At 61.8% G+C, this 12,606-nt stretch carries 7 protein-coding genes; all 7 read left to right on the top strand.

Features of this window, described 5'->3' with window-relative positions; genetic code table 11:
• Positions 1 to 31: 31 nt before the first annotated feature.
• A complete protein-coding gene (gene yegD, locus DVA43_RS02650; RefSeq protein ID WP_114314498.1) occupies positions 32 to 1,384 on the top strand; it encodes a molecular chaperone in 1,353 nt (450 codons plus the stop codon).
• A gap of 242 nt (positions 1,385 to 1,626) precedes the next feature.
• Entirely contained in the window at positions 1,627 to 2,859 is a 1,233-nt protein-coding gene (locus DVA43_RS02645) for an MdtA/MuxA family multidrug efflux RND transporter periplasmic adaptor subunit (RefSeq protein WP_114314497.1), read from the top strand.
• Entirely contained in the window at positions 2,859 to 5,984 is a 3,126-nt protein-coding gene (locus DVA43_RS02640; RefSeq protein ID WP_114314496.1) for an MdtB/MuxB family multidrug efflux RND transporter permease subunit, read from the top strand. The genes DVA43_RS02645 and DVA43_RS02640 overlap by 1 nt, the downstream gene beginning before the upstream one ends.
• Positions 5,985 to 9,062, top strand: coding sequence for a multidrug efflux RND transporter permease subunit MdtC (gene mdtC / locus DVA43_RS02635; protein WP_114314495.1), 3,078 nt, complete (start codon positions 5,985 to 5,987; stop codon positions 9,060 to 9,062).
• Positions 9,062 to 10,477, top strand: a complete 1,416-nt coding sequence (locus DVA43_RS02630) for an MFS transporter (RefSeq protein ID WP_114314494.1) — start codon at positions 9,062 to 9,064, stop codon at positions 10,475 to 10,477. The genes mdtC and DVA43_RS02630 overlap by 1 nt, the downstream gene beginning before the upstream one ends.
• Positions 10,474 to 11,877: a two-component system sensor histidine kinase BaeS gene (gene baeS, locus DVA43_RS02625; RefSeq protein ID WP_103825065.1), complete on the top strand. Its 1,404-nt coding sequence runs from the start codon at positions 10,474 to 10,476 to the stop codon at positions 11,875 to 11,877. Before DVA43_RS02630 ends, baeS begins: the two co-directional genes overlap by 4 nt.
• The gene (baeR, locus tag DVA43_RS02620; RefSeq protein WP_114314493.1) at positions 11,874 to 12,599 is read left to right on the top strand and encodes a two-component system response regulator BaeR; all 726 of its coding nucleotides are present in this window, start codon (positions 11,874 to 11,876) and stop codon (positions 12,597 to 12,599) included. The genes baeS and baeR overlap by 4 nt, the downstream gene beginning before the upstream one ends.
• Positions 12,600 to 12,606 lie beyond the last annotated feature (7 nt).

The following is a 12,606-nucleotide window of genomic DNA, read 5'->3' as shown; positions in this document are numbered from 1 at the left end:
CGCCCCTTCTCAATGGCATGGGGACGCTGACGTGTTTATCGGATTTGACTATGGCACCGCCAACTGTTCAGTTGCGGTGATGCAAAACGGGCAGCCGCAGCTGCTGAAAATGGAAAACAACAGCACGCTGCTGCCGTCGATGCTCTGCGCGCCGACCCGCGAGGCGGTGAGCGAGTGGCTGTACCGCCATCATCAGGTGCCGGCTACCGGCACGGAAACCCAGGCGCTGCTGCGTCGGGCGGTCAGCTTTAACCGCGAAGAAGATATCGACGTCACCCCGGCCAGCGTACAGTTTGGCCTCTCTTCCCTGGGTCACTACATTGAGGATCCGGAAGAGGTCTACTTCGTGAAGTCACCAAAATCCTTCCTCGGTGCCAGCGGCCTGAAGCCGCAGCAGGTAGCGCTGTTTGAAGATCTGGTCTGCGCCATGATGCTGCATATTCGCCAGCAGGCCCAGACTCAGCTGACGGATACGATCACCCAGGCGGTGATTGGTCGGCCGATTAACTTCCAGGGGCTGGGGGGCGATGAAGCGAACCAGCAGGCGCAGGGGATTCTGGAACGTGCTGCGCAGCGTGCCGGGTTCCGCGACGTGGTGTTCCAGTATGAGCCGGTTGCCGCCGGTCTCGATTTTGAAGCGACCCTGAACAGTGAAAAACGGGTACTTGTGGTGGATATCGGCGGCGGGACCACCGACTGCTCGCTGCTGCTGATGGGCCCGCAGTGGCACCAGCGCCAGGATCGCGAGAGCAGCCTGCTGGGGCACAGCGGCTGTCGTATCGGCGGTAACGACCTCGATATCGCCCTGGCTTTTAAGAGCCTGATGCCGCTGCTCGGTATGGGCGGGCAGACCGAAAAAGGCACCGCGCTTCCGATCCTGCCGTGGTGGAACGCCGTGGCGATTAACGATGTGCCAGCGCAAAGCGATTTCTACAGCGTCGCCAATGGCCGTTTCCTTAACGATCTGATCCGTGACGCCCAGGATGGCGACAAAGTAGCGCTGTTGCACAAGGTGTGGCGTCAGCGTCTGAGCTACCGGGTGGTACGTAGCGCCGAAGAGAGCAAAATTGCCCTCTCCGAGGCCGCAGAGCACGCCGTGACGCTGCCGTTCATCAGCGATGAGCTGGCGACAGCCATCAGCCAGCAGGGGCTGGAGGCGGCGCTGGCGCAGCCTTTACAGCGCATCCTCGAGCAGGTGCAGCTGGCGCTGGATAATGGCAATGAAAAGCCGGACGTGATCTATCTCACCGGGGGTAGCGCCCGTTCGCCACTGATCAAAAAAGCGCTGGCGCAGCAGTTGCCGGGCATCCCGATTGCCGGGGGCGATGATTTTGGCTCCGTCACCGCCGGGCTGGCGCGCTGGGCGCAGGTGGTCTTCAGCTAGGGTGGGAATGCCGGGCGGCGCTTCGCTTGCCCGGCCTACAATACTCTTCCGCAGGGAGAGAATGTCGTTTGTGTAGGCCGGGTAAGGCGCAGCCGCCACCCGGCACGCAGAGCGCACCGGCCTTGCCCCGCGCCATTCGGACAATTCCAGACAGTCTTTCATATTTCCTCCATTTTTCCGCTCAATTGCCTCACTAAACTAGTATTATTTTCCGCACTGTTTCAGGACGAGAACATATAACGATGAAAGGCCGCAATAAATCCCGCTGGGTAATCGCCGCTGGCATCATTGTGGTGGCCCTTGCCACCGCGTGGTACTGGCATCAACACGCTTCGGCTCCTGCCGGTGCATCCAGCCAGGCGCAGCGCCCGGCAGGCGGTGGACGCCACGGGATGCGCGGCGGCGCGCTGGCCCCGGTTCAGGCCGCCACCGCGGTCAGTAAATCCGTACCGCGTTATCTTTCCGGGCTCGGCACCATTACTGCCGCCAACACCGTCACCGTGCGCAGCCGCGTCGACGGGCAGCTTATCGCCCTGCACTTTCAGGAAGGACAACAGGTAAAGGCTGGCGATCTGCTGGCTGAAGTCGATCCCAGCCAGTTCAAAGTTGCGCTGGCCCAGGCCCAGGGACAGCTGGCCAAAGATCAGGCCACCCTCGCTAATGCCCGCCGGGATCTGGCCCGTTATCAGCAGCTGGTGAAAACCAACCTCGTCTCCCGCCAGGAGCTCGACGCCCAGCAGGCGCTGGTGAGCGAAAGCATGGGGACCATTAAGGCAGACCAGGCCGCCGTCGCCAGCGCGCAGCTCCAGCTCGACTGGAGCCGCATCACCGCTCCTATCGACGGGCGGGTGGGGTTAAAACAGGTGGATATCGGCAACCAGATCTCCAGCGGCGATACCACCGGGATCGTGGTGCTGACCCAGACCCACCCTATCGATCTGGTCTTTACCCTGCCGGAGAGCGATATCGCCACCGTGATCCAGGCGCAGAAAGCCGGTAAAAGCTTAACCGTGGAGGCCTGGGATCGGGCCAACAAGCAGAAGCTGAGCGACGGTACCCTGCTGAGCCTCGATAACCAGATCGACACCACCACTGGCACCATCAAGCTGAAAGCGCGCTTCAACAATGAGGACGATGCCCTGTTTCCGAACCAGTTTGTTAACGCCCGCATGCTGGTCGCTACCGAAGAGAATGCGGTGGTGATCCCAACGGCAGCGTTGCAAATGGGTAACGAAGGCAACTTCGTCTGGGTGCTGAACAGTGACAACAAGGTCAGCAAGCACCTGGTGAAACCGGGCATTCAGGACAGCCAGAGCGTGGTGATTGCCGCCGGGCTGTCGGCAGGCGACCGTGTGGTGACCGACGGCATCGACCGTCTGACCGAAGGGGCCAAAGTGGAAGTGGTTGAAGCCCACGCCGACACCCCTGCCCAGCCAGCCAAACGCGAACATAAAAAACAGGGAGAGAACGCCTGATGCAGGTGATGCCCCCGAGCTCTACAGGCGGGCCGTCGCGTCTGTTTATTCTGCGCCCTGTCGCCACCACCCTGCTGATGGTGGCGATCCTGCTGGCGGGGATCATTGGCTACCGCTTCCTGCCGGTCTCCGCCCTGCCGGAAGTGGATTACCCCACCATTCAGGTGGTGACGCTCTACCCTGGCGCCAGCCCGGATGTCGTCACTTCCGCCATCACCGCCCCGCTGGAGCGCCAGTTTGGACAGATGTCGGGCCTGAAGCAGATGTCCTCCCAAAGCTCCGGCGGCGCGTCGGTGGTGACGTTACAGTTCCAGCTCAGCCTGTCGCTGGATGTTGCCGAGCAGGAGGTGCAGGCCGCCATCAACGCCGCCACCAACCTGCTGCCGTCTGACCTGCCTAACCCGCCGGTCTACAGCAAGGTGAATCCGGCGGATCCGCCGATTATGACCCTCGCCGTCACCTCCTCCGCCATGCCGATGACCCAGGTCGAAGATATGGTAGAAACCCGCGTGGCGCAGAAAATCTCCCAGGTCTCCGGCGTCGGGCTGGTGACCCTCTCCGGTGGCCAGCGCCCGGCGGTTCGCGTGAAGCTCAACGCCCAGGCGCTCGCCTCCCTGGGGTTGACCAGCGAAACCATTCGCACCGCCATCAGCAACGCCAACGTTAACTCGGCGAAAGGCTCCCTCGATGGTCCGACCCGGGCGGTGACCCTCTCCGCCAACGACCAGATGCAGTCCGCGGATGAGTATCGTCAGCTGATTGTCGCCTACCAGAACGGGGCCGCAATCCGCTTAGGGGATGTCGCCACCGTCGAGCAAGGGGCAGAAAACAGCTGGCTCGGGGCCTGGGCCAACAAGCAGCAGGCGATCGTGATGAACGTCCAGCGCCAGCCGGGGGCGAATATCATTGATACCGCCGACAGCATTCGCGCCATGCTGCCCACCCTTATCGACAGCCTGCCAAAATCGGTGAGCGTCAAGGTGCTGTCGGATCGCACCACCAACATTCGCGCCTCGGTCAGTGATACCCAGTTTGAGCTGATGCTGGCGATTGCGCTGGTGGTGATGATCATCTACCTGTTCCTGCGCAACGTTCCGGCGACCATCATTCCCGCCGTGGCAGTGCCCCTGTCGCTGGTGGGTACTTTCGCCGTCATGGTGTTCCTCGACTTCTCGATCAACAACCTGACGCTGATGGCCCTGACCATCGCCACCGGCTTTGTGGTGGATGATGCCATCGTGGTGATCGAGAACATCTCCCGCTATATCGAAAAAGGCGAAAAACCGCTGGCGGCGGCGCTGAAGGGGGCCGGTGAGATCGGCTTTACCATTATCTCGCTGACCTTCTCGCTGATTGCGGTGCTGATCCCGCTGCTGTTTATGGGCGATATCGTTGGACGCCTGTTCCGCGAGTTTGCGGTGACCCTGGCGGTGGCGATTTTAATCTCGGCGGTGGTCTCCCTGACTCTGACGCCGATGATGTGCGCCCGCATGCTCAGCCATGAATCCCTGCGCAAGCAGAACCGCCTCTCCCGCGCCTCGGAACGCATGTTCGAGCGGATTATTGCCGCCTATGGCCGCCTGCTGGCCAAAGTACTGAACCACCCGTGGGCGACCCTCGGCGTGGCGCTGGGTACCCTGGCGTTAAGCGTGCTGCTGTGGGTGATGATCCCCAAAGGCTTTTTCCCAATCCAGGATAACGGCATCATTCAGGGTACATTGCAGGCCCCGCAGTCGGTGTCGTTCGCCAGCATGGCCCAGCGCCAGCAGGCGGTTTCCGACGTGATCATGAAAGATCCGGCGGTAGAGAGCCTGACCGCGTTTGTCGGCGTCGATGGCACCAACCCATCCCTCAACAGCGCCCGCCTGCAGATCAACCTCAAGCCGCTGGACGATCGTGACGACCGGGTCAATACGGTGATCGAGCGATTGCAGCGCGCGGTGGCGAAAGTGCCGGGCGTGGAGCTCTACCTGCAGCCGACTCAGGATCTGACCATCGACACCACGGTGAGCCGCACTCAGTATCAGTTTACGTTGCAGGCCACCAGCCTCGACGCGCTCAGCACCTGGGTGCCGCAGCTGGTGGATGAGCTCCAGCAGCTGCCGCAGCTCTCGGACGTCAGCAGCGACTGGCAGGACAAAGGCCTGGCGGCGTATATCAACGTCGATCGCGACAGCGCCAGCCGGCTGGGCATTAGCATGGCGGATGTGGATAACGCCCTGTACAACGCCTTCGGCCAGCGCCTGATCTCCACCATCTATACCCAGGCTAACCAGTACCGGGTGGTGCTGGAGCACGATACCCGGCAGACGCCGGGGTTGGCAGGGCTGGATTCGGTGCGCCTGACCAGCAAAGATCGCGGGATTGTGCCCCTGAATGCGATTGCCAAAGTGGAAGAGCGCTTTACGCCGCTTGCGGTGAACCATCTGGATCAGTTTCCCTCCACCACCATTTCGTTTAACGTGCCGGACGACTACTCGCTGGGCGAGGCGATTCAGGCCATTACCGACACGGAAAAACGTCTCAGCTTCCCGACCGATATCCAGACCCACTTCCAGGGCAGTACGCTGGCGTTCCAGGCGGCGCTCGGGAGCACCATCTGGCTGATCGTGGCTGCGGTGGTGGCGATGTACATCGTGCTGGGGGTGCTGTATGAGAGCTTTATTCACCCCATCACCATCCTCTCGACCCTGCCCACCGCGGGCGTGGGTGCGTTGCTGGCGCTGATGCTGGCGGGCAGCGAGCTGGATGTGATTGCGATCATCGGCATTATCCTGTTGATCGGCATCGTCAAGAAGAACGCCATCATGATGATCGACTTTGCCCTCGCCGCCGAGCGCGAGCAGGGCATGCCGCCGCGGGAGGCAATCTATCAGGCCTGTCTGCTGCGTTTTCGTCCGATCCTGATGACCACCCTCGCCGCGCTGCTTGGTGCCCTGCCGCTGATGCTCAGCACCGGGGTCGGGGCCGAACTGCGCCGTCCGTTAGGGATTGGCATGGTGGGCGGTCTGCTGGTGAGCCAGGTGTTAACCCTGTTTACCACGCCGGTGATCTACCTGCTCTTTGACCGCCTGGCCCTGTGGAGCAAAAGCCGCTTCCCGAAACGTGAAGAAGAGGAGGCGTAAGTGAAGTTTTTCGCCCTCTTCATTTACCGCCCGGTGGCGACGATTTTAATCTCTCTCGCCATCACCCTCTGCGGCGTGCTCGGCTTCCGGCTGCTGCCGGTGGCCCCGCTGCCGCAGGTGGATTTCCCGGTGATCATGGTCAGCGCCTCGCTCCCCGGCGCCTCCCCGGAAACGATGGCCTCGTCGGTGGCAACGCCGCTGGAGCGCTCGCTCGGGCGCATCGCCGGGGTCAACGAGATGACCTCCAGCAGCTCGCTCGGCAGTACGCGCATCATTCTGGAGTTTAACTTTAACCGCGATATCAACGGCGCGGCGCGTGACGTGCAGGCAGCGATCAACGCCGCGCAAAGCCTGCTCCCGAGCGGCATGCCGAGCCGTCCGACCTACCGCAAAGCCAACCCGTCCGATGCGCCGATCATGATCCTGACGCTCACCTCGGACACTTACTCCCAGGGGCAGCTGTACGATTTCGCCTCCACCCAGCTGGCGCAGACCATCGCCCAGATTGAGGGCGTGGGCGATGTGGACGTCGGCGGCAGCTCCCTGCCCGCGGTGCGCGTGGGGCTCAACCCTCAGGCGCTCTTTAACCAGGGCGTCTCGCTGGATGACGTGCGCAGCGCCATCAGCAACGCCAACGTGCGCAGACCCCAGGGTTCGGTGGAGGATGGCAGCCGTCGCTGGCAGATCCAGACCAATGACGAGCTGAAGACCGCGGCGGAATATCAGCCCTTAATCATCCACTACAACAACGGCGCGGCGGTGCGCTTAAGCGACGTGGCAAGCGTCACCGACTCGGTGCAGGACGTGCGCAACGCCGGGATGACCAACGCTAAGCCCGCCATTTTGCTGATGATCCGCAAGCTGCCGGAAGCCAACATCATCGAGACGGTGAACAGCATTCGCGCCCGTCTGCCGGAGCTGCAGGAGACCATTCCGGCGGCCATCGATCTGCAGATTGCTCAGGATCGCTCCCCCACCATTCGCGCCTCGCTCGAAGAGGTGGAGCAAACGCTGATCATCTCGGTGGCGCTGGTGATCCTGGTGGTATTTCTCTTCCTGCGCTCCGGACGCGCCACGCTGATCCCGGCGGTGGCGGTCCCGGTGTCGCTGATTGGCACCTTCGCCGCCATGTACCTGTGCGGCTTTAGCCTCAACAATTTGTCCCTGATGGCGCTGACCATCGCCACCGGCTTTGTGGTGGATGACGCCATCGTGGTGCTGGAGAACATCTCCCGCCACCTCGAAGCGGGGATGAAGCCGCTGCAGGCGGCGTTGCAGGGCTCGCGTGAGGTGGGCTTTACGGTGCTCTCCATGAGTCTCTCCCTGGTGGCGGTGTTCCTGCCCCTGCTGCTGATGGACGGGCTGCCGGGGCGTCTGCTACGGGAGTTCGCGGTCACGCTGTCGGTGGCGATCGGTATATCGCTGCTGGTGTCGCTGACGCTCACGCCGATGATGTGCGGCTGGATGCTGAAACGCAGCCCACCGACGTCGCAGCCGCGCAAACGGGGCTTTGGCCGTATGCTGATGGCGTTGCAGTCGGGCTACGGTAAATCGCTGCAGTGGGTGCTGAACCACACCCGGATCGTCGGGCTGGTGCTGATCGGCACCATCGCCCTCAACGTCTGGATGTATATCACCATTCCGAAAACTTTCTTCCCGGAGCAGGACACCGGGGTGCTGATGGGGGGCATCCAGGCCGACCAGAGCATCTCCTTCCAGGCGATGCGCGGCAAATTGCAGGATTTCATGAAGATCATCCGCGAAGACAAAGCCGTGGATAACGTCACCGGCTTTACCGGCGGCTCGCGGGTCAACAGCGGGATGATGTTTATCACCCTCAAGCCCCGCGAGGAGCGTAATGAAACCGCGCAGCAGGTTATCGACCGCCTCAGGGGCGCGCTTTCGAAAGAGCCGGGAGCGAATATGTTCCTGGTGGCGGTGCAGGATATCCGCGTAGGCGGTCGTCAGTCGAATGCCAGCTATCAGTACACCCTGCTGTCGGACGATCTCGCGGCCCTCAGAGAGTGGGAGCCTAAGATCCGCAAGGCGCTGGCAGCGCTGCCGGAGCTGGCGGACGTTAACTCCGACCAGCAGGACAACGGCGCGGAGATGGCCCTGATCTACGATCGCGAAACCATGTCGCGGCTGGGCATTGACGTCAGCGCCGCCAACAGCCTGCTGAACAACGCCTTCGGCCAGCGGCAGATCTCCACCATCTACCAGCCGATGAACCAGTACAAGGTGGTGATGGAGGTCGATCCTCGCTATACCCAGGATATCAGCGCCCTGGATAAGATGTTTGTGATTAATAACGACGGCAAGGCGATCCCGCTCTCCTACTTTGCCCGCTGGCAGCCTTCGAACGCGCCGCTGTCGGTCAACCACCAAGGGCTGTCGGCGGCCTCGACCGTGTCGTTTAACCTGCCAACCGGCAAATCCCTCTCGGAAGCCAGCGACGCCATCAACCGCGCCATGACCCAGCTTGGCGTGCCGTCCACCGTGCGCGGCAGCTTTGCCGGCACCGCCCAGGTATTCCAGGAGACCATGAACTCGCAGGTGATCCTGATTCTGGCGGCGATCGCCACGGTCTATATCGTGCTTGGCGTGCTCTATGAGAGCTACGTCCATCCGCTGACCATTCTCTCCACCCTCCCCTCGGCGGGCGTGGGAGCCTTGCTGGCGCTGGAGCTGTTTGGCGCCCCATTCAGCCTGATTGCGTTGATCGGTATTATGCTGTTAATCGGCATCGTGAAGAAAAATGCCATCATGATGGTCGACTTTGCGCTGGAGGCGCAGCGCAACGGCAACATGACGCCGCAGGAGGCAATCTTCCAGGCCTGTCTGCTGCGTTTTCGCCCGATCATGATGACCACCCTGGCGGCGCTGTTCGGCGCTCTGCCGCTGGTGATCTCCAGCGGGGATGGCGCGGAGCTGCGCCAGCCGCTGGGGATCACCATTGTCGGCGGGCTGGTGATGAGCCAGCTGCTGACGCTCTACACCACCCCGGTGGTCTATCTGTTCTTTGATCGCTTACGGGTGCGTTTTTCACGTAAACAGAAAGAGACGGTAAACGGCTAATGACGGATCTCCCCGCTAACGTTCGCTGGCAGCTGTGGATTGTCGCCTTCGGCTTCTTTATGCAGTCGCTGGATACGACGATCGTCAACACCGCCCTCCCCTCCATGGCGAAAAGCCTGGGGGAGAGCCCGCTGCATATGCATATGGTGATTGTCGCCTACGTGCTGACGGTGGCAGTGATGCTGCCCGCCAGCGGCTGGCTGGCGGACAAAGTGGGGGTGCGCAATATCTTCTTTACCGCCATCGTGCTCTTTACCGCAGGCTCCCTGTTCTGCGCCCGGGCGGAGACGCTCAACGAGCTGGTGATGGCCCGGGTGCTACAGGGCGTCGGCGGCGCGATGATGGTGCCGGTGGGCAGGTTGACGGTGATGAAGATTGTCCCACGCGAGCAGTACATGGCGGCGATGACCTTTGTGACCCTTCCCGGCCAGGTGGGGCCGCTGCTGGGTCCGGCCCTTGGCGGGGTGCTGGTGGAGTACGCCTCCTGGCACTGGATCTTTCTCATCAACCTGCCGGTGGGCATTATCGGGGCGATTGCCACCCTGATGTTAATGCCGAACTACAAAATGCAGACCCGGCGTTTCGATCTGGGGGGCTTTTTCCTGCTGGCGGCGGGGATGGCGACCCTGACCCTGGCGCTGGACGGGCAAAAGGGGCTGGGGATCTCCTCCCTGGCCCTCGCCGGGCTGGTGACCATCGGCGTGCTGTCAATTCTCTGGTACCTGTGGCACGCCCGGGGCAACGACCGGGCGCTGTTCAGCCTGACGCTGTTTCAGAACACCACCTACCGGTTGGGGCTGCTCGGCAGCCTGGCCGGACGCATCGGCAGCGGCATGCTGCCGTTTATGACCCCGGTCTTTTTGCAGATTGGCCTCGGCTTTTCGCCGTTCCACGCCGGGCTGATGATGATCCCGATGGTGCTCGGCAGCATGGGGATGAAGCGCATTGTCGTGCAGGTGGTGAACTACTTCGGTTATCGCCGGGTGCTGGTCGCCTCCACGCTGGGGCTGGCGCTGGTGAGCCTGCTGTTTATGGGCGTTGCGCTGCTGGGCTGGTACTACGTTCTGCCGCTGGTGCTGTTCTGCCAGGGGATGATCAACTCCATCCGCTTCTCCTCCATGAACACCCTGACGCTGAAAGATCTGCCCGATGAGCAGGCGAGCAGCGGCAACAGCCTGCTGTCGATGATCATGCAGCTGTCGATGAGCGTGGGCGTGACGATTGCCGGGCTGCTGCTGGGCATGTACGGGCAGCATCAGCTCACCGCTGACAGCGCCGTCGTCCATCAGGTGTTTCTCTACACCTACCTGAGCATGGCGCTGATTATCGCCCTGCCAGCCTTTATTTTCGCCCGGGTTCCGGATGATACCAGCAAGAATGTCGTCATCAGGCGGCGCAAAAGGAGTGAACGATGAAGTTCTGGCGACCGGGTATCACCGGCAAGCTATTTCTGGCTATATTCGCCACCTGTATGGTCCTGCTGATCACCATGCACTGGGCGGTGCGGGTCAGCTTTGAGCGCGGCTTTATTGACTACATCAAACACGGTAACGAGCAGCGTCTGCAGGGCCTGAGCGATGCCCTGGCCGAGCAGTACGCCCTGCACGGCAACTGGCGTTTTTTACGCAACAATGACCGCTTTGTCTTTCAGATCCTGCGCTCGCTGGAGCACGACACTGACGACGATCGTCCCGGTCCCGGCATGCCGCCCCACGGCTGGCGTACCCAGTTCTGGGTGATCGACCAGGAGATGCGGGTGCTGGTCGGCCCGCGGGCTCCGGTGCCGCCGGACGGCACGAAGCGGGCCATCACCGTCAACGGCGCGGCTGTTGGCTGGGTGATCGCCTCCCCGGTCGAGCGGCTGACGCGCAATACCGACATCAATTTTGATCGACAGCAGCGTCAGACCAGCTGGCTGATTGTCGCCCTCTCCACCCTGCTGGCGGCGCTGGCGACCTTCCCGCTGGCGCGTGGCCTGCTGGCTCCGGTTAAACGGTTGGTGGACGGGACCCACCAGCTGGCTGCGGGGAATTTTTCCACCCGCGTCGATACCCGCAGCCAGGACGAGCTGGGCAAGCTGGCGCAGGACTTCAACCAGCTCGCCAGTACGCTTGAGAAGAACCAGCAGATGCGCCGGGATTTTATGGCTGATATCTCCCACGAGCTGCGTACCCCGCTGGCGGTGCTGCGCGGCGAACTGGAGGCGATTCAGGATGGTGTACGCAAGTTTACCCCGGAATCGGTCGCCTCTTTACAGGCGGAGGTGGGCACCCTCACTAAACTGGTAGAGGATCTGCATCAGCTGTCGATGTCCGACGAAGGGGCGCTGGCCTACCAGAAAGCGCCGGTGGATGTGATCAACATTCTGGAAGTCGCCAGCGGCGCCTTCCGGGAACGCTTTGCCAGCCGCGACCTGCGCATTGAGCTTTCGCTGCCGGAGAACGCGGTGGTATTTGGCGATCGCGATCGGCTGATGCAGCTGTTCAACAACCTGCTGGAAAACAGCCTGCGCTATACCGATGCGGGCGGCGCGCTGCGTATTTCCGGCAAATGTGAAGATCACCGCTTTGCGCTGACCTTCGCCGACACCGCGCCCGGCGTCTCTGACGACCAGCTCAACAAGCTGTTTGAACGTTTTTATCGCACCGAAGGTTCCCGCAACCGCGCCAGCGGCGGCTCCGGGCTGGGGCTGGCGATCTGCGTCAACATCGTTGAAGCCCACGGCGGAACCCTCCGCGCCGCCCATTCGCCTTTTGGCGGGGTTAGCATTACAGTAGAGCTACCGCTGGAACGCGATTTATCGAGAGAAGTATGACTGAATTACCCATTGACGAAAACACACCCCGCATCCTGATTGTGGAGGATGAGCCTAAACTTGGGCAGTTATTAATCGACTATCTGCGGGCGGCGAGCTATGCCCCGTCGCTTATCAGCCACGGCGATCAGGTCCTGCCGTATGTACGCCAGACCCCACCGGATTTGATCCTGCTCGACCTGATGCTGCCAGGCACCGACGGCCTGACCCTGTGCCGCGAAATCCGCCGCTTCTCTGAAGTGCCGATTGTGATGGTGACCGCCAAAATCGAAGAGATTGACCGCCTGCTGGGGCTGGAGATTGGCGCCGATGATTACATCTGTAAGCCTTACAGCCCGCGCGAAGTGGTGGCCCGGGTGAAAACCATTCTGCGCCGCTGCAAACCGCAGCGCGAGCTGCAGGCGCTGGATGCTGAAAGCCCGTTAATCATCGACGAAGGCCGTTTCCAGGCCAGCTGGCGCAGCAAGATGCTGGATCTGACCCCCGCCGAGTTTCGTCTGCTGAAAACCCTGTCGCACGAGCCGGGCAAAGTGTTCTCCCGCGAGCAGCTGCTGAACCACCTGTATGATGATTACCGGGTAGTGACGGACCGCACTATCGACAGCCATATCAAAAATCTGCGCCGCAAGCTCGAAGCGCTGGATGCCGACCAGTCATTTATTCGCGCAGTGTATGGCGTGGGTTATCGCTGGGAAGCGGATGCGTGCCGGATTGGCGGATGAAGGGGAA

This window comes from Leclercia sp. W6 (assembly GCF_003336345.1).
Taxonomy (GTDB): domain Bacteria; phylum Pseudomonadota; class Gammaproteobacteria; order Enterobacterales; family Enterobacteriaceae; genus Enterobacter.
Note: the sequence above shows the minus strand (reverse complement) of the source record. Positions and strands in the feature narration are given on the sequence as shown.